At 68.9% G+C, this 21473-nt stretch carries 28 protein-coding genes; 21 read left to right on the forward strand and 7 right to left on the reverse strand.

Going from position 1 to position 21473, the window contains the following annotated elements; all coding sequences use genetic code 11:
• Nucleotides 1–19: 19 nt before the first annotated feature.
• The gene (locus I4J89_RS50760; protein WP_255521551.1) at nucleotides 20–151 is read left to right on the forward strand and encodes a hypothetical protein; all 132 of its coding nucleotides are present in this window, start codon (nucleotides 20–22) and stop codon (nucleotides 149–151) included.
• Here the strand turns inward: I4J89_RS50760 and I4J89_RS04465 are convergent.
• Nucleotides 148–573, reverse strand: coding sequence for a hypothetical protein (locus I4J89_RS04465; protein WP_309238181.1), 426 nt, complete (start codon nucleotides 571–573; stop codon nucleotides 148–150). The two genes, I4J89_RS50760 and I4J89_RS04465, sit on opposite strands and share 4 nt — an antisense overlap.
• Before the next feature lie 137 nt (nucleotides 574–710).
• Here I4J89_RS04465 and I4J89_RS04470 point away from each other — a divergent pair, with 137 nt between their 5' ends.
• From I4J89_RS04470 to I4J89_RS04555, 18 genes are read left to right on the forward strand one after another with little or no spacing between them, the layout of a single operon-like run.
• A complete protein-coding gene (locus I4J89_RS04470) occupies nucleotides 711–1418 on the forward strand; it encodes a hypothetical protein (protein WP_196412523.1) in 708 nt (235 codons plus the stop codon).
• A gap of 21 nt (nucleotides 1419–1439) precedes the next feature.
• Entirely contained in the window at nucleotides 1440–2450 is a 1011-nt protein-coding gene (locus I4J89_RS04475) for a major capsid protein (RefSeq protein ID WP_196412524.1), read from the forward strand.
• 2 nt (nucleotides 2451–2452) lie between these two features.
• Nucleotides 2453–3052, forward strand: coding sequence for a hypothetical protein (locus I4J89_RS04480; RefSeq protein WP_196412525.1), 600 nt, complete (start codon nucleotides 2453–2455; stop codon nucleotides 3050–3052).
• A 47-nt stretch (nucleotides 3053–3099) separates the two neighbouring features.
• Nucleotides 3100–3477, forward strand: coding sequence for a hypothetical protein (locus I4J89_RS04485; protein WP_196412526.1), 378 nt, complete (start codon nucleotides 3100–3102; stop codon nucleotides 3475–3477).
• Nucleotides 3474–3818 (forward strand): hypothetical protein, encoded by a 345-nt coding sequence (locus tag I4J89_RS04490; protein WP_196412527.1) that lies wholly within the window; start codon nucleotides 3474–3476, stop codon nucleotides 3816–3818. Before I4J89_RS04485 ends, I4J89_RS04490 begins: the two co-directional genes overlap by 4 nt.
• Before the next feature lie 2 nt (nucleotides 3819–3820).
• Nucleotides 3821–4180, forward strand: coding sequence for a hypothetical protein (locus I4J89_RS04495; protein WP_196412528.1), 360 nt, complete (start codon nucleotides 3821–3823; stop codon nucleotides 4178–4180).
• Nucleotide 4181: 1 nt separating this feature from the next.
• Entirely contained in the window at nucleotides 4182–4628 is a 447-nt protein-coding gene (locus tag I4J89_RS04500) for a minor capsid protein (RefSeq protein WP_196412529.1), read from the forward strand.
• 10 nt (nucleotides 4629–4638) lie between these two features.
• Nucleotides 4639–5391: a phage tail tube protein gene (locus I4J89_RS04505; RefSeq protein WP_196412530.1), complete on the forward strand. Its 753-nt coding sequence runs from the start codon at nucleotides 4639–4641 to the stop codon at nucleotides 5389–5391.
• A complete protein-coding gene (locus I4J89_RS04510; RefSeq protein ID WP_196412531.1) occupies nucleotides 5391–5930 on the forward strand; it encodes a DUF7426 family protein in 540 nt (179 codons plus the stop codon). Before I4J89_RS04505 ends, I4J89_RS04510 begins: the two co-directional genes overlap by 1 nt.
• Entirely contained in the window at nucleotides 5918–6133 is a 216-nt protein-coding gene (locus I4J89_RS04515; RefSeq protein WP_196412786.1) for a hypothetical protein, read from the forward strand. The genes I4J89_RS04510 and I4J89_RS04515 overlap by 13 nt, the downstream gene beginning before the upstream one ends.
• Entirely contained in the window at nucleotides 6114–7988 is a 1875-nt protein-coding gene (locus I4J89_RS04520) for a phage tail family protein (protein WP_196412532.1), read from the forward strand. The genes I4J89_RS04515 and I4J89_RS04520 overlap by 20 nt, the downstream gene beginning before the upstream one ends.
• Nucleotides 7985–8782, forward strand: coding sequence for a hypothetical protein (locus I4J89_RS04525; protein WP_196412533.1), 798 nt, complete (start codon nucleotides 7985–7987; stop codon nucleotides 8780–8782). The genes I4J89_RS04520 and I4J89_RS04525 overlap by 4 nt, the downstream gene beginning before the upstream one ends.
• Nucleotides 8779–10557 (forward strand): DUF5047 domain-containing protein, encoded by a 1779-nt coding sequence (locus tag I4J89_RS04530; protein ID WP_196412534.1) that lies wholly within the window; start codon nucleotides 8779–8781, stop codon nucleotides 10555–10557. The genes I4J89_RS04525 and I4J89_RS04530 overlap by 4 nt, the downstream gene beginning before the upstream one ends.
• Nucleotides 10558–11286 (forward strand): hypothetical protein, encoded by a 729-nt coding sequence (locus I4J89_RS04535; RefSeq protein WP_196412535.1) that lies wholly within the window; start codon nucleotides 10558–10560, stop codon nucleotides 11284–11286.
• Between the two features lie 9 nt (nucleotides 11287–11295).
• Nucleotides 11296–12078, forward strand: coding sequence for a glycine-rich domain-containing protein (locus I4J89_RS04540; protein ID WP_196412536.1), 783 nt, complete (start codon nucleotides 11296–11298; stop codon nucleotides 12076–12078).
• Between the two features lie 50 nt (nucleotides 12079–12128).
• Nucleotides 12129–12986 (forward strand): peptidoglycan recognition protein family protein, encoded by an 858-nt coding sequence (locus I4J89_RS04545; protein WP_196412537.1) that lies wholly within the window; start codon nucleotides 12129–12131, stop codon nucleotides 12984–12986.
• Nucleotides 12987–13032: 46 nt separating this feature from the next.
• Nucleotides 13033–13329 carry a hypothetical protein gene (locus I4J89_RS04550; protein WP_196412538.1) on the forward strand — a complete coding sequence of 99 codons (297 nt, stop codon included), beginning with the start codon at nucleotides 13033–13035 and terminating at the stop codon, nucleotides 13327–13329.
• Entirely contained in the window at nucleotides 13326–13562 is a 237-nt protein-coding gene (locus tag I4J89_RS04555) for a hypothetical protein (protein WP_196412539.1), read from the forward strand. Before I4J89_RS04550 ends, I4J89_RS04555 begins: the two co-directional genes overlap by 4 nt.
• A gap of 123 nt (nucleotides 13563–13685) precedes the next feature.
• Here I4J89_RS04555 and I4J89_RS04560 read toward each other — a convergent pair whose 3' ends face one another.
• Together I4J89_RS04560 and I4J89_RS04565 are read right to left on the reverse strand one after the other, a co-directional pair.
• Nucleotides 13686–15185 (reverse strand): pentapeptide repeat-containing protein, encoded by a 1500-nt coding sequence (locus I4J89_RS04560; protein WP_196412540.1) that lies wholly within the window; start codon nucleotides 15183–15185, stop codon nucleotides 13686–13688.
• A 246-nt stretch (nucleotides 15186–15431) separates the two neighbouring features.
• Nucleotides 15432–15746: a hypothetical protein gene (locus I4J89_RS04565; protein ID WP_196412541.1), complete on the reverse strand. Its 315-nt coding sequence runs from the start codon at nucleotides 15744–15746 to the stop codon at nucleotides 15432–15434.
• A gap of 26 nt (nucleotides 15747–15772) precedes the next feature.
• Here I4J89_RS04565 and I4J89_RS04570 point away from each other — a divergent pair, with 26 nt between their 5' ends.
• Nucleotides 15773–15991, forward strand: a complete 219-nt coding sequence (locus tag I4J89_RS04570) for a holin (RefSeq protein WP_196412542.1) — start codon at nucleotides 15773–15775, stop codon at nucleotides 15989–15991.
• Nucleotides 15988–16590, forward strand: coding sequence for a C40 family peptidase (locus I4J89_RS04575; RefSeq protein ID WP_196412543.1), 603 nt, complete (start codon nucleotides 15988–15990; stop codon nucleotides 16588–16590). The genes I4J89_RS04570 and I4J89_RS04575 overlap by 4 nt, the downstream gene beginning before the upstream one ends.
• A 288-nt stretch (nucleotides 16591–16878) precedes the next feature.
• Here the strand turns inward: I4J89_RS04575 and I4J89_RS04580 are convergent, their stop codons facing one another.
• The 4 genes from I4J89_RS04580 to I4J89_RS04595 all read right to left on the reverse strand — a co-directional run bounded on the left by I4J89_RS04580 (nucleotide 16879) and on the right by I4J89_RS04595 (nucleotide 21469).
• Nucleotides 16879–17085: a hypothetical protein gene (locus I4J89_RS04580; RefSeq protein ID WP_196412817.1), complete on the reverse strand. Its 207-nt coding sequence runs from the start codon at nucleotides 17083–17085 to the stop codon at nucleotides 16879–16881.
• A 658-nt stretch (nucleotides 17086–17743) separates the two neighbouring features.
• Nucleotides 17744–18088, reverse strand: coding sequence for a hypothetical protein (locus I4J89_RS04585; RefSeq protein WP_196412544.1), 345 nt, complete (start codon nucleotides 18086–18088; stop codon nucleotides 17744–17746).
• Nucleotides 18089–18412: 324 nt separating this feature from the next.
• Nucleotides 18413–19645, reverse strand: a complete 1233-nt coding sequence (locus I4J89_RS04590; protein WP_230858318.1) for a helix-turn-helix domain-containing protein — start codon at nucleotides 19643–19645, stop codon at nucleotides 18413–18415.
• 135 nt (nucleotides 19646–19780) lie between these two features.
• Nucleotides 19781–21469: a helicase HerA domain-containing protein gene (locus I4J89_RS04595; protein WP_309238182.1), complete on the reverse strand. Its 1689-nt coding sequence runs from the start codon at nucleotides 21467–21469 to the stop codon at nucleotides 19781–19783.
• Between the last annotated feature and the right edge of the window lie 4 nt (nucleotides 21470–21473).

Genomic DNA, 21473 nt, shown 5'->3' on the forward strand with positions numbered 1-21473 from the left:
CAAGCGCCCTATCGATCCTGTGCCGATCGCCGAACGGTGGGCCGATGCCGATCGGGGCATCGTCGTGGTCAGCGGCCCCACGATGGGCAACATGACCTTTCCGCTCACCCCGCTCCTCGACGACGAAGAGCCGACCGAGGGCCGCGGCTAGGCCTTCGGGCAGATGTACTTCACGATCACCTTGTTGATCTTCTTGGCTGTGGCGTCCCCGAGGCCATTCGGGTGATCCGGCGAGCTGAACCGCGTGTTGGTAAACATCAGGACCTTGTCCGGCTCGTCCGGGAAGCTCTTGATCGTGACGCACTGATCGCGACCCCGATCGATCAGCCGCTCCGGATCGGTGTCTCCGACGATTTCAGGGTTGATCTTCCTCAGCGCTGCGAGGTACTTCGCCGCGATCTCATCGCTCGGCTTCGGCGGGATCCCCGCTGCCTTCTCCGCCTCGGCGATCGCCGCCGCTGCCTTTGAGTTCGCTGCTGCGTCCGGCGTCGGCGCCGCCACCTCCGGGGCCGCCGGCTCCTCAGCTTCTCTGCCGCACCCGGACAGCACACCCAGCGCCAGTGCGGCGCCCACCAGAACCTGACCTGCTCGCATCCGTCCCCCTGTCCTGTATGGAGTGACCACGCGAGCACGGTACGGCGTCCCGGCAAGGCCAGGGACGGACGAACGGTCCGCGGCCAAGGGCCGCCACGACACATCGGAGCACCTGCATGTACCGCACCGCGCGCCGCTACGCCCTGTCCGGAATCGCCATCCCGCGCGTCCCGCGTGGCGGCTGGCACCGGGAAGATCCCGGAGACACCGGCGAGGGCCGCGGCCCCGGGCACGACAACGGGGAAGGCGACACCGGCAAGGCCGGCGACAACGACTCCACCGAAGGCAAGCCCGGCCCGAAGATCGAAGGCGACTTCGACCAGGAACGCCACGCGCGCGCCCTGGCCGCCGCCCGCGAAAGCGAGCGTAAGGCTAAGGAGGCGCGCAAGGCGTCCGACGACCGGCTCGCCGCCGTCCTCAAAGCCGCCGGGCTTACCGCCGACGGCAAGACCGACCCCGCCGAGCAGCTCAAGGCAGCTGCCGCCGAGCGGGACAAGGCCACCGCCAAGGCACGCGAAACCGCGATCGAGCTGGCCGTCTACAAGTCCGCCGGCAAGGCCGGCGCCGACCCCGACGCCATCCTCGATTCCCGCGGGTTCCTCAACTCGGTAGCTGAGCTGGACCCCGACGCCGCTGACTTCCGGGACAAGGTCACCGCTGCCATCAAGGACGCGGTCAAGGCCAACCCGAAGCTCGCCGCGACCGACCCCGGCATCAAGGGCGCCGTGCGGCAGGGCGCGGACCACTCCGGCGCCGGAGCAGGCACCAAGACCAAGCCCAAGGGGCTCGCGGGAGCAGTCACCGCGGCCCTCAGCGGCAACTGACGAATCCGAACGAGGTAGACCATGCCCGTTACCCTGGCCGAGGCCAAGCAGAACGCCCAGACCGACCTGGACGTCGCCGTCATCGACGAGTTCACCAAGAGCAGCGACATCCTGGACCGGCTGACCTTCGACGACTCGGTTAGCCCGACCGGCGGCGGCACGCTGCTGTACGGCTACCGCCGACTCACCGCGCAGCGCTCCGCCGACTTCCGCGCGATCAACTCCGAGTACACCCCGGCCGAGGTCACCACCACGCCGCAGTCCGTCGAGCTCAAGCCGCTCGGCGGCAGCTTCCAAGTGGACCGCGTCCTGACCCGGGTCGGCCCGGCCGCCTCCGGCGCCGTCACGCTGAACATGCGGCAGCTCATCAAGGCGACCCGGGCGCGGTTCGCCGACGCCGTGATCAACGGCGACACCGCGGTGAACGCCAACGGCTTCGACGGCCTGAACAAGATCCTCACCGGGTCCACCACCGAGTACCTGCCGCTGAACAACGGCGTGGCCGCCGGGTACATCGACTGGACCGCGATTAACGACAAAGCCACCGCGCTCGCCGCGCAGAAGCACATCAACAACTGGCTCAGCCTGATGGACGAGGAGCCGGACGTCATCTACGGCAACCGGCTGACCCTGAACCTGTTCCACATCATCGCGTCGTGGACCGGGCAGATCGACACCACCACCGACGCGTTCGGCCGCCAGATCACCCGCTACCGGGGTATCCCGCTGGTCGACCTGAAGACCAAGGCGGGCTCCAACACCGACGTCATCGCGCTCGCCACGCGGGACGCGGACGGCGCGGGTGGTGGCGGCAACATCACCAGCCTCGGTGATCTGTTCGCCGTGCGCTTCGGGCTGGATGGCTTCCACGGCGCGGCGATGGCCGGCGACACCGAGCTGGTCCGACAGTGGCTGCCCCAGTACAACCAGGCGGGCGCCGTGAAGACAGGCGAGGTCGAGATGGGGCCGGTAGCGGTTGCTCTCCAGTCGACCAAGGCCGCCGCGGTCTTCCGCAACATCAAGAGCACCTGATCATGGTGAAGATCATCGCTCCGAACCGGGAGTACAACGGCACCGTCGGCGACGTCCAGTTCAAGGACGGTGTCGCCGACACCGACAACCCGGCGGTCCTCGCGTACTGCCGCAGCGCGGGATACGAGGTGGGCGGCGAGACGGCGACGACGCTCGAGGAGCCGGCCCCGGCGGACCCGCGCGAGGTGGGGAACGGGCTGATCGGGACGCCGCTGCGTGATGCGGCGGTGGACCCGAAGCCGGAGGACTTCCTGGCACCGGTGAACGCGGGCCAGGCGAACCCGCACGGCGCCGAGGTTGTGTCGCCGGAGATTCACGCCGCGCTCGGCCCGACGCCGCTTGTGCCAGGACTCGTTGGCGATCCGGCGATGCAGCAGGACCGCGAGTCCGAGGCGGCTCGGCTTGCCCTGGTCGACCAGCTGCCTGCGGCCGCGGTTGTCGACGAGCTGGCCGACGGCAACGCCCAAGAGCAGCCCGCAGGAAATGCTAGCCAGGAGGCGTGGGCGGACTGGGTGCTCGCCACCCATCCCGAGCTCGACCCGGAGAGCGTTCGCGCGATGAAGCGTGACGACCTGCGTACCGAGTACGGCAAGACCGAGTGAGCGCCCGCCCGGCCTGTGCCGGGCGGGACACCACCAGGAGGCACCCCGTGGCCGTCTACGCCACCCCCAACGACCTGACCGGCGTCGTTGACCCGGTCCCGGCCAACGCCGAGCAGCTGATCAAGCGGGCGTCGCGGGACGTCGACCGGGAGCTGCTCTGCGCCGTCTACGACCCCACCGACGCGGCCACCATCGCAGCCCTCAAGGAGGCGACCGTCGAGCAGGTGGCCGGCACCCTGGCCGCCGGCGACAAGACCGGCCTGGGCGTCCCGACCGTGCCGGCCTCGTTCACACTCGGCAAGCTGAGCGTGCAGCGGCCTGCCGCGCCAGCCACGGCATCCCGGACCGGCGGCCTGGTCTACCAGGCGTACGCCGTGCTCCAGGCCGCCGGGCTCACCGGTCACGGACCGCAGGAGCGGCAGTGACGTGGGACGAGTTCGTCGCCGAGTGCATCCCGCAGCCACGCACCATCCGGGTCGAAGCCTACGAAGGCTCCGGCGCGTACGGCGACGTGTACGGCAGCCCCGTCGACGTGGGCCCGTGCGTCGTCGACGACACCAACCGTGTCGTGGCCGTACAGACCCAGGATGCCGAGGGCACCGAAGCCGTGTCCTCGACCACCGTGTTCTGCCCCCCTGACGCCAACGTGCCACCCGGCTCCCGCATCACCCTGCCCGGCGGCCGGACCGCCCGGGTGCTCGCCACATCCCGGCTCGACGCACACGGGCTCCCCTTGCCGGAACACGTCGAGCTGTCACTGGAGTAACCGTGGCCGACAACTCATTTGAGCTGGACTGGAACGGCGACGAGATCAAGGCGGCGATGCGCGGCGCCTCCATGGACGGCCTGGAGCTGGCCGCCGAGCACCTGCTTCAGGTGAGTACGCAGCTGGCCCCGCACGAAGAGGGCGACCTGGCCCGATCCGGCGAGGTCAGCACGGACGACAGCCGACAGCAGGCCGCCGTCTCGTACGACCGCCTCTACGCCGTGCGCCAGCACGAAGAGCTCACCTGGCACCACGACGACGGCAAACAGGCCAAATACCTCGAAGAGCCGATGAGCTCGGAGCGCGCCACCATGCTCCAGCTGCTCGCCGGGCCGATGCGCGACCAGCTCGGGAAGGGCTGACGTGGCAATCGGAGTCGGCTGGACCAGCCGGCTGTTGGTCGGCTGCGCCGAACACCTGCACAGTGCCGGCGTCGGTGTGTGGCGTACCTCCGGCATCTACACCGCCGGGGAGACGGCGATCGTGATCCGGGCGATCCCGCCGAGCCCGGACCAGCTGATCACCCTCGCCTCGTATCCGGTCGCCTCGGCGCCTGGCCTGGCCGACGTGACCGAAGGCCTCCAGATCCGCGTACGCGGCACCAAGGATCCGCGGGTAGCCAGCGACATTGGCGACGCGATCTTCGACCTCCTGGACTCCGCTGAAGGCCTGCGCTGGGGCGGCATCCCGATCGTCCAGGTCTGGCGGCAGTCATACGCACCCCTCGGCACCGACAGCTCTGGCCGGTGGGAGATCTCGCACAACTACTACGTCGAGGCCATGAGGCCCACCCCGAACCGCACCGATTGAGAGAGGCGTCATGGCCACGACACCCACCACCCGCGTCACCCAGCTCGCCCGCCGCATGCGCCTGGACGTCGACACCGCCACCTACCCCGCCGTCAGCTACGGCCAGCTGTTCGGCATCGAAGAGGCCAAGCTGATCGAAGAGCGGCGTACCGAGGACGACGAGGCGTACGAGGACGAGGGCGCCGCCCGCGAGGCGGTGACCGGCTACTCGTGGCGTATCGAGGTCAAGCTGGACTACTCGACGAACCTCGCCGGGTCGGCCGTCGACCCCATTCACGCGTTCCTGCGCGCCAGGTTCGCCGCGACCCGGGCCGCGTCCGCGCAGGCCAGCGAGTTCGGTATCCGCTGGTACGACCGCAAGGGCCTGTCCGGCGACGCCTACGAGGGCCGCGTCTACGTCAAGGAGTGGAAAACCTCCGGCGGCAACGGCCGCGAAACCGTCGACATCGTCCTGCAAGGCCAGGGCCCGCTGGCCGACATCACCAACCCGGCTGCGGACATGACCCCGGTCGTGGAGAGTCTGTCCCCAGCGGCCGGCGGCACCGCGGCCGGCGGCCTGGTCTCAATCTTCGGCGCGCACTTCACCGGCGCCACTGCGGTGTCCTTCGGCGGGACCGTGGCGACCAACTTCCTGATCGTCTCGGACTCGCACATCGTCGCCACCAAGCCGACGCTCACCGCGGGCTCCAAGGACGTGACCGTGACGACCCCGGCCGGCACGTCGGCCACGGCCGGCGCGGCGAACGACTTCGCGGTGTCCTGATGCCCACCAAGCTCGGCGACCTCGAAGAGTTCTACGACCCCGGCCTGACGGTCCCGATCCGAGGCCGGGAGTACACCCTGCCGCTCGCCTCGGCCGAGGTGGGCCTGTGGTGCCGGCGGATGGCGGTCCTGACCGGCGAGCTGCACGGCGCCTCCAGCGAGCAGGAGATGCGGGCCGCCGCCGAGCGGCTCGCCGACACGGCGCAGCTGCCCGGCGACGTCACCGTGGCTCAGTACCTGCTCGGCGACGTCTACGACCAGATGGTCGCCGATGGCGTGGAAGACGCGTACATCGAGTTCTGCGGGATGACCGCCTACTTCCAGACCATCGCCGGCACGGAAGCCGCGATCCGGTTCTACCAATCCGGCGGCCGCCCGGAAGCAGCGGGCCCGAACCGGGCAGCTCGGCGAGCCGCATCCCGAACTGGCGAGACCAGTACGGCCGCGGCAACCGGCACCCGGTCACGGGCCAATACGAGTGGTACGACATCCCGCCCGACGTCCGCCAGGCCGAAGAAGCCTCGCAAATCAGCTGGCTAGACCTGCTCACCCACTGGGTGCACATCGAGGCCGACCTGCATGAACGCTACGGCGTCGACGTGGAAGACCGGGCCGTGATGCGGAGCCGGTCGTGGCGGTGGCTCCAGACGCGGATCGTGGGCCTGCTCTCGGTGGAGAGCAGGCTGCGCCGCGCACTCAAGCTCGACCAGGAGGACGACGGCGATGGCGCTGAAGCTGGGTGAACTGACCGCCATCCTCGGCCTCAAGGCGGACCAGTTCGAGCGGGGCCTGGACCGCGCCCGAACCAAGATGGAAGCGACCGGTCAAAAGATCGGCAAGGCGGGCCGCCAGATCGCCGCGGTGCTGGCACCCGCAGCGCTCGCACCCGCGCTGCCCGCAACAGTGGCCGGAGTGGTCGGTCTTGGCGCGGCGCTCGGCGGGGCCGGCGCAGCTGCCCAAGTGTTCGGCGCCGTCTACAAGTCGAGCTTCGCGGAGATCCAGGAGGCCGCCGACCAGACAGACGCCCTCCGGGAGAAGATCGAGCTACTCGGCCAGCAGGCCAAGTTGGCGTCCGGTGACGAGCGCGAGGCGCTGCTCAAGCGGCAGGCCGATGCGACCGCAGAGCTGAATGCACGGCTGGCGATGCTGCCGCCGGCACAGCGCAAGGTCGTCGAGCAGTACGGGGCGATGAAGGACACGTGGGCGTCCTTCGTGCAGGCCAACCAGCCAGCCACCTACGGGATCATGACCACCGGGTTCCGAGCCATCCAGGCGATCATCCCGAAGTTGCAGCCGCTGTTCGACATGGGCGCCGCGGCGGCGCAGCGGTTCGTGGGCTGGCTGGAGCGGGCGGCGGCCGGCGGTGGCATCGACCGGTTCGTGGCGTTCCTGGTCACGCAGGCCGGTCCGGCGATTGACCACCTGGCCGCCATCGGCCGGAACATGGGCGTCACGCTGGGCGCCGCGTTCGAGAACACCGCCCCGGCCGGCCAGGGCATGCTCGCCTGGCTCTCGCAGCTGACCGCCAAGGCAGCCGAATGGGCCGAGGGCGGCGGCTTCGAGCGGTTCATGGGCTACGTCTCCGAGCACGGCCCGACGGTGGCGACGACGCTGGGCAACCTGGCGACGTCCTCCGGCCAGATCTACCAGATCCTCTCGCCTCTGGCGCCGGTGTCGCTTGCCCTGGCAGGGGCGCTGGCTGGGATCGTCGCCGCGATGCCGCCCGAGGTGATCACCGGGCTGGCGATGGCGTGGCTCGGCTACAACGTGGCGCTCAAAGCCCACGATGCGATCCTGCTCGCGATCAAGATCAAGCAGAGTGTGATGGCGGCCGGCACCAAGGCGTGGGCCGCCGCGCAGTGGCTGCTCAACATCGCGATGACCGCGAATCCCATCGGCCTGGTCGTTCTCGCCGTCGTCGGGCTAATCGCGATCTTCGCAGTCCTCTGGGCCAAATCGGACGGATTTCGGGCCTTCTGGATCGGGCTCTGGGGAAAGATCCAGTCGGCCGCGAGTTCGGTCGGAACCTGGTTCCGCGACACCTTGTGGCAAAAGTGGATCTTAGGTGCGTTCAACAGCATCGTCAGCAAGGGCCAGCAGGTCCTCGGCTGGTTCCAGGCTCTGCCCGGGCGGCTTCGCTCCGCGCTGTCCGGCGCGTTCGACGGGCTGAAGTCCGCCTTCCGTTCGGCGATCAACTGGCTGATCAGCAAATGGAACAACTTCAGCCTGACGCTCGGCGGCGGCTCGGTGCTCGGCATGAACATCCCCAGCGTCACCCTCAACACCCCCAACATCCCGATGCTGGCGAAGGGCGGTGTCGTGCCGCGCACCCGCGGCGGCCGGCTCGCCGTGATCGGTGAGGGCGACGAGGACGAGGCGGTAGCGCCGCTGTCCAAGCTGGCCGGGATGGTCCAGGCCGCCGCGGCGAAAGCAGTGGCCGCCAGCGGCAAGGCCAAGACCGCCTCCGATGACCTTCCGGAGATCCACGTGTACATCGGCGACAAGGAGCTGACGGAGATCGTGGACGTGCGGATCAAGCGGAACGGCAGGTGGATCGGGCGTGCTGCTGGCCTGCGGACTGCGCTGGCCGCGCGATGAGCGTCACCCTGACCTACGACAGCACCCTGGCCCGAGTGCGGGTTTCCGCCACCGTGGGCGGCACCGTGGCGTACGCGGTCGTGGATCGCTCGGTCAACGGGATCCGCTGGACCACCATCCGAGGCGGCGACCACCTGGCCCCGGCTGGTGGCGTGGTGGCCTCCAACGACTACGAGTTTCCGCCCGGGGTGGCCATCACCTACCGGGTGCGCGGCTACAGCGATGCAGGCGTGCTGCTGTCCACCGAGACGGCCGTAATTACTGCGGTGATCGAACGGGTGTGGCTCAAGTCCGTGGCCCGACCGTTCCTCAACCGGCCGGTGACGGTGCTGGACCGGCCGCAGGTGAGCCGCAAGAACCGCGGCGGCCTGTTCGAGATCAAAGGCCGCAGCCTGCCGATCGTGGTGTCCGAGGTGCGCGGGCCGGCCGAATGGGAGTTGCGGGTACGCACTGACTCACCGGCGCAGACCCGGGCGCTGGAGCTGCTCCTGGCGGTTGGGGACGTCCTGTACGTGCAGGTGCCGGACGACTACGACGATGTGCCCGGCGGATACGTCAGCGTGGGCACGACCGGCCGCCGGCGCCTGTCGGCGTTGCCGGGTGACCGGCGGCAGGTGTGGGCGCTGCCGATGACCGAGGTTGCACCGCCGGGCCCGGACGTCGTCGGTGCGACCGTCACCTGGCAGTCCCTGCTGGCCGAGTTCGGCACCTGGGCGGACGTCCTCGCGTTCTTCGCGACCTGGGCGGACGTACTGGAGTACGTCGCCGACCCGGAGACGGTGATCGTCCCGTGAGGCCCGTCTCCGCTCGCTTTCTGCGCACGCTCACCGGCTCGCACACCGCCGTGTTCCGCGCTCGGGTCGTCACGCCCGGACAGACCGGCGTCACCCCAACCGGCGTCGAAGTGCGCATCCTCGACGGTGATGTGCGTCTGGACTCTGGCCAGGCCATCCGGTCGACCCTCGCTTTGGAGATCGATGGCACCGGCCTGTGGCCGGACTACGCCGGCGACCCGCTGACCCCGTACGGCAACGAGATCTTCGTCGAGCGGGGGATTGCCTTCGGTGGCGGCGTGGTGGAGTGGGTGAGCCTGGGCTATCACCGGATCAACACGGTGGAGCAGGACGACCCGCCGGACGGGCCGATCGACATCGCGGCCGTGGACCGCATGGCCAACATCGTCGACTCCAAGCTCACCAGCCCGGTGCAGTTCGCGGCGACCGTCACCTACGGCGACGTCGTCGACCAGCTCGTCACCGACGCTTACGCCGCGGCGGTGATCGAGTGGGACGACCCCGATGTCGCCACCACCCCGATCGGTCGCACCGTTGCCGAGGAGAAGGACCGCCACAAGTTCCTCGACGACCTGATCACCGGTTTGGGCAAGACCTGGTTCTTCGACCACCGCGGAATCCTGGTAATCCGGGATCTGCCGGACCCGAGCCGGCCGGTCTGGATCGTGGCCCAGGGTGAGGGCGGCGTGCTGGTTGAGGCCAACCGCAGCCTGTCCCGGATCGGCACCTACAACGGGGTCTTGGCGACTGGGGAGGGCCTGGACACCCAGGCGCCCGCGCGAGGCCTGGCCGTCGACACCAACCCGAGCTCACCGACGCGCTGGGGCGGACCGTTCGGAAAGGTGGCGCGCGAGTTCTCTTCGCCGTTGTTGACCAGCGACGCCCAAGCCGAGCTCGCCGCCCGCACGATCCTGCGCCGCAGCCTCGGCATGCCGTACAACGTCGACTTCCGATCGATCGTCAACCCCGCGCTCGATCCGGACGACCCGATAGCGCTCGGCATCGAAGGCGCCGTTCAGATCGCGGAACGCGAGCTGATCATGGGTGACTCGTTCAGCCGCACCGTGGTGGACGCGATCGGCACCTCCGAGAGCGGGCACGCCTGGACGACGGCCGGCGGCCCCGCATCAGACTGGCAAGTCGCCGCCGGCGTGCTCAGCAAGACGAACGCGGCGAACGCGGCGAGTTCGGGCTTCTGCCCACCCGTGATCGGCAGGTCAGATGTCAACATCCTCGTCGATATCCAGGTGCCCAACGCTGCAACGGGCGCTTCGCTGGTGTTCGGCACGCTGCTTCGCTACTCCGGCGGCACCTCGACCTACACCGCTCGGCTGGAATTCAACCCAGGCGGCACGCTCACCCACATCATCGCGGTGCACGGCAGCAGCTACAGCGAGCCCGCCGTGCTCGCCGACTTCGACACCTACACCGCAGGCGAGTGGTGGACACTGCGCGCCCGTGCCCGCGACACCACGATCGAGATCAAGGCTTGGCGGCGTGGCACGCCCGAGCCCAGTGAGTGGACGCTGGCCTATGACCAGGCCACCGAGTTCACCGGCACCCGGTTCGGGCTGTACTTCTGGCGCATGGCCGGCAACACCAACACCACCGGCCCGCAATACCGCGTCGACAACTGGCGCGTCTTCAACGTGCCCGCGTCGCCGCCGCGTGGCGATCTGCACGTCATCGACACCCTGACCATCCCGCTCACCGCGGACGCCGCGATGCAGGCCACCACCCGGGAGCAGGCACTGGTCACGATCGGAGTGCTCTGAATGGCCCGCGACGAACTGGTCCAGCTGCTCACCCCACCACCCGACCGCGGTGGTGGGGTGACCTTTAGGCAGGGCGTCATCGTCAGCTGGAATCCGGCCACCGCGGAGAACATCGTGCTGGTCGGCGGATCCCCCATGGTGAACCTGCCGATCCTCAACACCAGCGAGGCCTCGATCCTGGCCGCCGGGGACGTTGTCAGCATCCTCGTGAGCGGAGCTACCTGGGGCATCCTCGGCCGCTTCACGATCCCCGGCACGCCGGAAGCGGCCAGCGCGCTGTCATCGCTGCGCACCGCGTCCGACACCGTCACCTCGCAGCAAGGAACGTCGTCAACCAGCTTCACCGACCTCGCCACCGCTGGCCCTGAGGTGCCCATTGCGATCGGGGCGACCGGCCGGGCCCTGGTCACGGTCTCCGCCGAAATGCAGTACGAGGTACTGCGCGGCTTCGGCGTCAACACCTCCGGCGCCTACATGTCCTTCCAGGTCAGCGGCGCGAACACGCTAGCCCCGTCCAGCTTCCGCGCATTGATGGGCTCGATCCGCTACGCCACCGGCCAGAGCGGTGGTGTCTTCGACACCGACCTGCGCGGGGAGGTCGGCGGATCGCGGACGGTGCTGCTCGAAGGGCTCACCCCCGGCCTCACCACCTTCACCGCCAAGTACGCCGCCATCAACAGCGGCACCCCGCTGTTCGCCGGCCGCACGATCACCGTCCAGGTCATTTAGGAGGCCGACATGGCAGACACCACGGCCCGCTACGGCTTCCCCTACCAGGAGCCCGGCGACCCGCCCGACGGCGCGAGCCTGGGCCAGGACCTCGCCGAGGCCGTCGAGACCGCCCTCGGTGGACTCGAGGACCGTGGCTACCTGTTCCTTCAGCGGGTGCTGTTTACCGCCTCCGGCACGTTCACCAAGGCCACCTATCCGAGCGCCCGGTTGGCCCGGATCCGAGTGCAGGGCGGCGGCGGAGGCGGCGGCGGCACGCAGGCCACCGCCGCCGGCCAGGTAGCCGCAGGCGGCGGCGGGCAAGGCGGCGCCTACGCCGAAAGTCTCGTCACCGTCGCGTCCATGGCCGCCAGCGTCACCGTGACCGTAGGCGCCGCCGGCACGGCAGGCGGAACCGGCGGCAGCGGCACCGCAGGCGCCGGAACCGCCAGCAGCTTCGGCACGACCGTCGTCGCCGCCGGCGGTGCTGGCGGGGCGAACGGCGGAGCGGGAGGCACCGCTTTCGCCGTCATCGGCGCCAGCGGCGCGCAGACCGCCACCGGTGACATTCAGATCCTCGGCGGGGGCGGCGGGTACGGCGTGCGGCTCGGCACCGTGGCCGGGCAGTCGAATGGCGGCGTCGGCGGCGGCTCCACGCTGGGCCAGGGCGGCGGCGCGCGGATCAACACCGCCGGCGAGAACGGCCGCGGGTACGGCGGCGGTGGCGGCGGGGCGAGCAACGACCCGAGCGCCTCTGGCAAGACCGGCGGAGCGGGCGCACCCGGCGTCGTGATCATCGACCTGTACGCCTGACGCGAGGCGCGCACAGCGACGGTCCCAGACCAAACCTCGTTAGGAGCTTCATGCGCATCACCTGGCTTGCCGACGTCCTACGCGCTGCCGGCCTCACCGTCGTCGAGCACTCAGGGTGGAAAACCCACGAGCGACCCGGATCGTGGGAGCCGCGATATCTCGTCGCGCACGCCACCGCAGCGCCCCGGTCCCAATCCGACGACACACAGGTGCGCGTCGTTCGAGACGGACGCTCGGACCTGCGCGGACCGATTGCGCAGGCCTGCATCGACCGCCGCGGACGCTGGCACGTCCTTTCCGCCGGCCGCTGCAACACCACCCTCACCGGCACGGCCGGACCCTACGACGGCCTCGGCAACACGTACGCCATCGGTATCGAGGCGTGCAACGACAACCGCAACGAAATATGGCCTGACGTGCAGTACGACGCGTACGTGCGCGGCGTCGCGGCGATCTGCAAGCGGCTGGGCTGGCCAGCCTCCCGCGTGGTCGGGCACCGCGAGCACACCCCCCGCCACAAAACCGACCCGACCTTTTCCATGACCAAGTTCCGCGCCGATGTCACCAAGGCGCTGGCGGGCAACTACCAGGAGGACGACATGGCGATCAGCCAGGCCGATTTCAACGAGCGATTCCTCGGCGCCCTCAAGAACCCCACGATCGCCGCGCAGCTCCGAGCGATCCCATGGCAGTACGTAGGCGGCGGCATCCCCGCAGGCAAGAGCACACTCGGCGTCCTCTCCGGCATCTACGCGGCCGCGATCAAGGCCGCCGGGCACGACGTTGACGAGCAGGCCATCGCCGCGGCCGTTCTCGCCGGGCTGCCCGCAGAGGAGATCGCCGCGTCCATCCCGGCCGAACTCGCCGAACAGGTGGCACAACGACTCGCGGACCGGCTTGCCGCGTGATCCAGCGGGTATTGATCCACTGTGACCACGAGGGGCGGAAGCATGCATGAGCACGCCGCGCACCACTACGCGCCGCCAGCGGCGGCGGCCGGCCGCCGGTACGGTCATCAAGGACTGGGGGCTCTACCTGGGCGGTTGGGGCCTCATCTGGCACCAGGCCCTCGCCGTGCCGCCCCAGGACTTCAACTTGACGTTGGCGCTGATCGGGGCGGCGCTCATCGGAGTTCCCGGGGCGAGCCAACTGTGGGCCCTGCGTACCGGTGGGCCGCTGTCGCCGGCAGCGTCGGAGGACTCATCGTCGCAGCCGCCATCATCGCCGATCGACTCGGAGGCTGAACGGTGAGCCGGCCAGGTTGGTACTGGTGGGTCGCGCTGCTCGCGTCCTGCCTGACGACGGGCATCACCGCGGTGGTGATCTCGTTGCGTGCGCAGGCGGAGTCAGAGCGGAAGCTGTGCGGCGCCGTGATCGCTCAGGATGAGGCCTGGTCGGAGACGACGCCGACGACGGTCACGGGGCGGCGCGTGGCAGAGGCGATGCGCGAACTGCGCCGCGAACTGGGCTGCTCGCCGGGCTGATGGGCAGGGCGCCCGGCTGATGGGTGGGTGCTTCCACCCGGGCGCGGGCGTCCCGCCCATCCATGGTCTCTCCGGCGGCCGGTTCGGCGCAGCGTTTCCAACGCCCAGGCTTGATCTCCTAGGTCAATCGCGTGGTCGGTATGAAATGATTTCTCGGGGTGGTTGCTGGTGTTCACACAGACTGCCTGCCACGTCGTAGATCAGCTTTGACCGGTCGCCGTCCGGAACAAGATGCCAACCGGACGGCCAAACATCCCTCCTGCCTGGGCGATCGGCCACTCGCGCCTCGTAGAAGGCGAGGTGATCAGGGAAGTCAGACGTCGCCCCGCCGAACTCCGCGTCCCCGGAGAACGTCGCCTGGCCGAACTCCGCGTCCCCGGAGAACGTCACCCCGGCGAACCTCGCGTCCCCGGAGAACGTCGCCTGGTCGAACGAGGCGCCCCCGGAGAACGTCGCCTGGTCGAACTTCGCGTCCCCGGAGAACTTCGCGCGGCCGAACTCCGCGTCCCCGGAGAACGTCGCCTGGTCGAACGAGGCGTCCGAGAAGTCCGCGGAGAACCTCGCCGCGGCGAACCACGCATTCCCGGAGAACCTCGCCCGGCCGAACCGCGCTTCCCTGGAGAACCTCACCCTGCCGAACCACGCGTTCCGGGAGAACGTCACCCCGTCGAACCCCGCGTCCCCGGAGAACGTCACCCCGTTGAACGACGCGTTCCCGGAGAACAACGTCGCCCCGTCGAACTTCGCGTCCCCGGAGAACGTCACCTCGTCGAACGAGGCGTCCCCGGAGAACGTCACCCCGCCGAACGACGCGTTCCCGGAAAATGTGGCATTGCTGAACTGAGCGTTGCGTACTGAGCCGCGGGTCAGGTTCCAGCCGATGAGGTGGGCGCCGGTCAGGTCTAGGTCGATGCCGGGCCAGAAGGACTGTCGCGGATCAGCCGCGTACTTGGGCGCCAGCTCCGGAATCGCATCGTCGGGTCGGCACAGGTGCGTAGTGAGGATGCGTTGGGCAGTGAGCCGCACCTGTAGTTCCTGGTGCGGGTCTCTGCCTTCAGCGGAAGGTCGCAGAGTGGGCAGCGGCAGCTCCGCCGTGGCGGAAGGCGACGTGACAGCGCTGTCACCTTCGGCCGGCGGTGTGTACGGCATCCGCAGGTAGGCACACATCACGTTCACGATCGTCTGCCGCTGGCGAGGGTTGTTCTGTGCTAACCGCTCCAACGCATACAGGCCACCCAGGCGCACAGCAGCGTCAGTGTGACCAAGTTGCTCGATCGCCTTGGTATACAGCTCTGTCACCCGGCGTTCGGCGGCGTCGTCCTCGCTGTGTTCTTGCCTTCGAAGTTCGAGTTCCCGCAGCCGCTCGGCGTGCCGTTCCACGTGTTCTTGCTTCCGCAGCTCGTGATCCTGTTTTTGCAACTCCAACTGATGAGCGCGCTCGGACAGCTTCTGCCGGCGGACGGCCAGCAGCAGCGCGGCGGCGGCACCGGCCGCGGCGGAGAACCCGAGCGCGTACTTGAGGGCCTCGATCTGCAACTTGGCCCGGTCCGCCCCTGTGACGTCACCGGCGATCAGCCACATGCGGGTAAGCACGGCGATGCCAACGAGCGCCACGGCGAGCACGGCGGTCCAGATCCCGGCGTCGGACAGCGGCCACCGCCACCGCACCTGCGGCGGCTCCCGGTCGGGCGCTGGCTGTGACAGTTGCTGCTCAGGCGCGGCCGGCGTCGCGGAACGGCTGTCCCGTACCCGCTGGGCCGGTACCTGCTTGTCCTTGGGTAGGCGTGCCACATACGCATCGTGGCCTACGCATGCACACCCGGTCACCCATTCGGGCGTTGAGCGAGCCTGCCAGAGGTCTTGCGTTGGTTAGGTCGTCCAGGGTTGGGCGAGCCGCCACGCTTTCTGTCGGTCCGCTACCTCTTCGTCAGCGCCGCACGCCTCGTACAGCTCGGCCAGCGGGCCCAGGTGGTCCCAGCCGCCGGTCTCGATCATCGCCCGGGTCGTGCCAAGCGCGATCCCGTAGACGACCGGGTCAGTGCTGATCGCGTGCAACTCGGCCACGGCCTCGTCACCCACCGACCAACCCAGCGCCTGGATCAGTCGATCGGCGTGGCCGGTCATCTTCGCGACCTCCATGCGCTGGCGGCTGTCCAGATTCGCCCCGAACGGCACCTTCACCATCCCCGCTACCTCCTGAGGAGCACCCTATGCGCACGCGCGTCTTCTGGACCCAGACCGCCGAACGCGCGGTCAAGACGGCTGCCCAGGCGCTACTCGGCCTGTGGCCGCTCGACCAGTTCAACATCCTCGACGCCGACCCGCGTCTCGCCGGCGGCATCGCAGCCGGCGCCGCAGTGCTGTCGATCCTGACGTCCCTGGCGTCAACGGCAGTCGGTGACAAGAACAGCCCGAGCGCGACGGTATGAATCTGACGATCAGCTCTGTCACTGACCTCCGGCCCGGCGACATCGGGTTTTCGTCGATCAAGGGCCGGGTCGGTGCAGGTGTGCTCGCCGGGCAAACAGCGATCGACCTGGTCGCCCTGCTCCGTGGCCGCCCGGTGGAGACCTCCGGCTGGATCACTCACGCCTTCGTCGTCATCGACCAGACCACCGTGATCGAGGCCATGCCGAACGGTGCCCGGTTCGCCGAGCTCGCCGACCGGGTGCGACCCGGCTTCGCGTACGCGCGGCTGCCTCTCCTCGAGGAGGAGCGCGCCCTGGTCGCCAAGCACGCCGCCGAGATGATCCACACCCCGTACGGCTTCGGCCAGTACGCGGCCCTGGCCTGGCTCACGCTCTCCGGCGGATCCACGGCCAACCCGCGCGGCATGCTGGCGCGGTGGGTGCAGCGGCGCCACACCCTGACCGGCCTGCCTCGCCGGGCGATCTGCTCCCAGCTGGTCGACGAGGCGTACCGCCGTACCGGTGTGCAGCTGTTCAGCGATGGCCGTCCGCCGGCGTACGTGACACCGGGTGCTTTGTGGTGGCGTGCGGCGCAGCTCGGCGACGTCTGCGTGCTCTAGCCCTGTATCAACGAAGCGCCGCTCCCCTGTCTTGGGGAGCGGCGCTTTCGTCGTTTCCGGGCCTACCGTCGGCCCGAGCGATGTCAGCGCACCGAACGCGCCTCCCAGTAGAAACACGAAACGCCGAGGCCATTTCCTCAGCCGCTCGACGCAACGGTGGCACCGTGCGGGTGGTACCGGGCCCGTATCAACCGCGAAGATCTGCCCTGCTGGTTCGGCGGGGCCGTCATCGCGAGTGGGCCGCGCTGCTGGCAGCGTCTCAATGCCCCAGCAGCGCGGCGAGCCGCTTCAACCTTCCCGATGGATCAGCTGCACAAGCCAGCAGATCGTCGTACCGGTGGCGGTTAGGCCGGCAGCGACCGCCAGCGGCGGGTTGATACCTCCGGCGTAGGAGAGCAGCCCCATGCTCACGCCTGCGATGACCGCGACGATCGCGGCGATCATGTAGTAGATGACCCGGTGATCGTGCGCACCCGGTTTCGTGTCGTTTCCCACTCTCGTACCTTTCTTTGGGCAGACCCCCCCTTTGGGGAAGCACACCCGGGGACGAGAGATAAAAGACGCAACGATGATCCGCCCGGGAGGTTACGGACGAAACTCAGAATGCACGGTATCGGGCCTTGTCGCAGGAGCTGGATCCCCATCGATATAGCCAGTTCGGCCTAGCCTTACGATTTGATCCGCTACGTCTTCGACACCGATGTGCGCGTCGAGGTCGGCGTACCGCTCCAGTTGCGATGCGTGACTGTCTCGTCACGCGGGGCTAGAAAGTCGTCGGGCTTCAGGCTGCTGTGAGGGCCGTATAGGCGACGGCGAAGACGAACGAGTGTACGAATGCCTAACGCCATCTTCCCCTGGGGTCGCGTCGGTCGTCCTCTGGCGACGGGCGCCCCCAGCGCCTCGAGCTGCGCGGCCGGTTGGACCTACGGTGCAGGTGTCACAGCCTCATACTTCGCGAGCTGCTTCAAATACCCCTCTGCTTGCGCCTGGTCCTGGTGCACGCCGATTGGCCCGACGTTCGGCGGGATCTGATCCTCCGGGCGCCAGCTCTTCCACCGCCTCGTCCCGTCGATCACCACGGTCTGAACGCAACCGACTGGAGTTCCGTCGGGCAGCGTTACGTTGATCGCATCAGTTCCCGGCCATTGCTTGCTCATCGGCCACCGCCGGGGATGATGAGCAAGTTCGGCTTCGTGGGTTCCGAAGTAGTTGCCTCCGCGTGAGTGCCCCGGCAGATCTCGCACAGCGGCCGCGTGGCCTGAATGCCGATCTCGCACGTCATGATCGTGGACGGCTTGTAGTCGTGCGTCTCGTAGTCGATGTGCTCGAGCGTGACTTTCCGGCCGCTGGTGATCGTCTCGTTGTTGAAGCAGGTGTGCGGCCGAGCGTTCGGATGCGCCTGAGCAACCGCGCGGGGCGGGTACTCGATCCCCGGCGGGGCGCCTTCGCACCGGCTCCTGTCGTGGACGTAGACGGCCGGCGGGTAGTCCTTCGCCATCACCGTCACCGCCGGACGTCGGCCGGCTGGCGGGGAGCCCGGAGCAGCTCGCCGAGCTGAGCGCGTTGGCGCACCGCTGGACACGGGTGGGCGTCAACTCCGCATCTGCAACCGACCCTCCATGGTCTGCCGCGCCGCCATAGCAGCCGCCGTCCGTGTTCCAGCGGGTATCGCCGCCGCCTGCCCACGCTCATCGCCTCCGCTCGGCCGAGCTGCTCCGGGAACTGGCGCGGCGGCAGGCACGGGGCGCCAGCCAGGATGCCCACCACCGCTGAACAGGACGCTAAGGCGGGCCAGTGGGGCAGAGGGGGAGAGTTTCTCCCCCTACCCGACGTATCCCCTGTCCCCGTCCAGCCCGATTACGAGGGAGAGTTCCCGGGCGTCCTCACCAACTACTCCGGGCCGGTCGACCAGCTCGACGATCGCGGAGCGCGCAACGGGGTGGTGCCTAGTGGTGTCCAGCGACTCCCGGAGGGCCTTGCTCAGGAAGTAGACAACGCCGACGTCGTCTTGCTTTCCGCGGCACCTGCGGGCCTGCTCGATCAGGAAGAACGCTCTCCGAGTGTGCGACGGCAGGGCTTTGAAGTCGGCGCGCTCGGCGATCTGCTCGGCCTCACCGAAGTGCGCAAGGTCGGTCTCGATGGTGATCCGGTAGACGTCCATCGCGGGAACACCGAACAGCAGCCACGGATGGTAATAGCCGTTCGGAAGGCTTCGCGCGGTCTCGGATGCTGTATCCCAGTGCTTCAGTGCGGCGCCGCTGCGTCCCGCCTTGGCGTGCGCCAGGGCCAGGCCGAGGTGCCCCAGGCCCCACACGGCGAGCGTGTCCGGCTGCTCGTCGTCTCGGAGCGTGAGGCGGCTGAGTGCTTCGGTGAGCATCTCGATGGCCAAATCCGTCTGGCCGCTGGCCCGGTAGAGATGTGCGTAGTACCAGGCAGCGATGATCGCGGCGGCCGGGTCGTCAGCCTCCTGCGCGGCGGTGAAAGCGCGGTCCGCGGACAACCAGCTCAGTTGCTCGGCGGGTTGATACGCGTTGAGCAGCTGCACCAGGTGGTAGATGCGTGCGAGTTCGGCGCGAGCTCGGCGCTGGTCGGTGCCCTCAGCGGCGCTTGCGGTGGCACGGGCGACCGCAACCAGATCCGGCAGCACCGCGGCGATCGCTGATCGCTCGGTTGTGGACCCGTGCCAGATACCCCAGGCCATATCAACGCGGCCGACCAGCTCGGCGACAGGGATAGGCGGGTGCGCGGCTGCGGTCGGCTTCAGGAGTGCCTGCGCCACTGAATCAGTACCGGGCACATATGCCTTCGTGATGCTGCCGACGGGGATTCTGTGGCTGCCTGTGAGCTCGGCCAGGTCTTGCACGTCGAGCGCTTCGGCAAGGCGGATCAGCATCGGCATGCGCGGCGTCAGCATCTTGCCGGTCTCCAGGGCTTTCACCCAATCGCTGGACCTGCCGACGAGGCCTCCGAGCACTGGTCGCGTCTTTCCAGCACGTTCGCGAAGCGCGCGGAGACGCGCGCCGAAAGACAGTTCGGACAGCTCTAGATCCGCCATGTCGTGCTCCCTGGTAGAGGACAGGGTGCGGCGGCCGGCCGCTACTCCGGCCGCCAACATCGACGGTACGTCAGGAGTGACAACACTGACGGAGGCCGCAATCAAGTCAACCGATCGAATTGAGATCGATACCGATCATCCACTGGTGGTGCGGCTCGCCCAACGCTCGAGATCGGCACGCTCGTACAGGAACGCCTTGCCGTCGCTCCCGCACGGCTTCGGCGCGGCCGCCTTGTCCGTGCGGTGGAGCCGCATCTTCGCCGCGTTGTACCCCCAGGGGATCACGCCGGCATCTGAGGCCTGGCGCAAGGTCATCTTGTTACCGTTACCAGTAACATCGCTGCTCAGCGCGCTATCAGGGCTTTCCGCGGGCTTTGCCAGGGCCTTAGCCTGGCGGCTGTTCAGATAGGCCACCTGGACTTCGGTGGCGACGCCGCCGACAACGATCTGCCATCGGCCGAGCGTGCGCGAAGAGCGCGGCATGCCGGCCTCCGGCACCAGCATCTTCCACGCGTTTACGGTGTACCTGGCGAGGCAGCGGATGCCGAAATTCTCGCGCGCCTCCGGCCCGCCGATCGCTCGCGCGGTGAGCATCTGCGCGATCGCAAGCACGTTGACCTTGGCGCTTCTGCCCATGAAGAGGATCTCGCCGAGAGCGTTCACTGCGGGCGACCGCTTGGGGTCGCTCTTCTCCCGGATCTCCGCCCAGTAGTTCGTGAGCTGCCCGATGGTGGCGTTGAGCTCTTCGCAGATCACCAGGACTCGCGGTCCCGGGTCCCAGTCGTCGGCCTCGTGCAACGCGTCGTCGTTGCGCTTGTTGGCCAGCTCGGCGGCCCGGATCAGCGCCTCGTGCATCTGCTCCGGCTTGGTGCAGTAGTCGACTCTGTCGACACCGAGGGCCCACCGGTGCGAGCCCTTCCGGTCCAGGATGATCACCCGGCCGCCGCGGCGAAGTACCTGCACGGCGATGAGCTGGGCGAGCACGCTCTTGCCCGCTCCGGATCCGGCCGAGACGGCGATGTGTGGGGAGTCGTCGCGCAGGGACAAGATGACCGGCCGGTCGCCGGGCCCCTGCCCGACGTAGAACTCCCATTCGGCCAGGCGGTCGATGTGCTCCAGCACCCGGTCATAGCCGACCTGGGCGGGCGGCCGCTTCCGCACAGTCCACCGGGCGGTGACCTGCGCACCGACCTGATCCCAGGACTCGACCAGGTCAGACACCGGGACCTTGCTGTTGATGATCGCGGAGACGAGTTGCCGCTGCTCTGCGGTGAGATAGGGCGTCTGCACAGTCAGCTCGATACGCGGCCCCAGCTGCTCACCCGGCCGGCGGAAGACCTCGAGTTTCTGCGTCCAGGGCTTCGCCTGCTCCTGCATCCACCAGGTCAGACGCTGCACGCGGTCGGGCAGGTAGCGCAGCACAGGCTCGATCCGCTGGCCGTACCACAGGCGAACGGCCTGCTCGGCGGGCGACAGCGGTTTGGCGAGCCGGGGCGTGAGGTTGCCCAGCTGCGGGTCGACGTGCAGCGTCACCCCGGTCTCCAGGCCGAGGGGCGTGCGGATCGCGGTCAAGGTCGGCGCGACGTAAGCCCGGTCAAACCGGCGGCGACGCAGCTGCTTTCGGCCCCGCCAGGCGGCCACGGCCGCGGCCGTGCTGGCGACGCCGATGCTTTGGTGTGGTTCCACGACGGTGAGCACCGTCGCGGCGGGCGCGCCGAGCCGGAGCGCCTGCCGTTTCCATCCGGGCCACCTGCCGGCGCCGCGCGTCAGGTACGGGTATCCGGTCCTGCCGTCGAGCGGGCGCCCGGATACGTATCGGCCCACGACG

Origin of the sequence: Actinoplanes aureus (assembly GCF_015704865.1) — a bacterium.
GTDB classification, from domain to species: Bacteria; Actinomycetota; Actinomycetes; order Mycobacteriales; family Micromonosporaceae; genus Actinoplanes; species Actinoplanes aureus.

What these genes read in the sequence shown, in the direction of transcription:
- I4J89_RS04475 (WP_196412524.1), top strand. Translation starts at nt 1,440, where the DNA reads ATGCCCGTTACCCTGGCCGAGGCCAAGCAGAACGCCCAGACCGACCTG.
- I4J89_RS04525 (WP_196412533.1), top strand. Translation starts at nt 7,985, where the DNA reads ATGAGCGTCACCCTGACCTACGACAGCACCCTGGCCCGAGTGCGGGTT.
- I4J89_RS04470 (WP_196412523.1), top strand. Translation starts at nt 711, where the DNA reads ATGTACCGCACCGCGCGCCGCTACGCCCTGTCCGGAATCGCCATCCCG.
- I4J89_RS04590 (WP_230858318.1), bottom strand. Translation starts at nt 19,645, where the DNA reads ATGGCGGATCTAGAGCTGTCCGAACTGTCTTTCGGCGCGCGTCTCCGC.
- I4J89_RS04575 (WP_196412543.1), top strand. Translation starts at nt 15,988, where the DNA reads ATGAATCTGACGATCAGCTCTGTCACTGACCTCCGGCCCGGCGACATC.
- I4J89_RS04565 (WP_196412541.1), bottom strand. Translation starts at nt 15,746, where the DNA reads ATGGTGAAGGTGCCGTTCGGGGCGAATCTGGACAGCCGCCAGCGCATG.
- I4J89_RS04550 (WP_196412538.1), top strand. Translation starts at nt 13,033, where the DNA reads ATGAGCACGCCGCGCACCACTACGCGCCGCCAGCGGCGGCGGCCGGCC.
- I4J89_RS04520 (WP_196412532.1), top strand. Translation starts at nt 6,114, where the DNA reads ATGGCGCTGAAGCTGGGTGAACTGACCGCCATCCTCGGCCTCAAGGCG.
- I4J89_RS04480 (WP_196412525.1), top strand. Translation starts at nt 2,453, where the DNA reads ATGGTGAAGATCATCGCTCCGAACCGGGAGTACAACGGCACCGTCGGC.
- I4J89_RS04570 (WP_196412542.1), top strand. Translation starts at nt 15,773, where the DNA reads ATGCGCACGCGCGTCTTCTGGACCCAGACCGCCGAACGCGCGGTCAAG.
- I4J89_RS04505 (WP_196412530.1), top strand. Translation starts at nt 4,639, where the DNA reads ATGGCCACGACACCCACCACCCGCGTCACCCAGCTCGCCCGCCGCATG.
- I4J89_RS04540 (WP_196412536.1), top strand. Translation starts at nt 11,296, where the DNA reads ATGGCAGACACCACGGCCCGCTACGGCTTCCCCTACCAGGAGCCCGGC.
- I4J89_RS04510 (WP_196412531.1), top strand. Translation starts at nt 5,391, where the DNA reads ATGCCCACCAAGCTCGGCGACCTCGAAGAGTTCTACGACCCCGGCCTG.
- I4J89_RS04585 (WP_196412544.1), bottom strand. Translation starts at nt 18,088, where the DNA reads ATGGCGAAGGACTACCCGCCGGCCGTCTACGTCCACGACAGGAGCCGG.
- I4J89_RS04545 (WP_196412537.1), top strand. Translation starts at nt 12,129, where the DNA reads ATGCGCATCACCTGGCTTGCCGACGTCCTACGCGCTGCCGGCCTCACC.
- I4J89_RS04535 (WP_196412535.1), top strand. Translation starts at nt 10,558, where the DNA reads ATGGCCCGCGACGAACTGGTCCAGCTGCTCACCCCACCACCCGACCGC.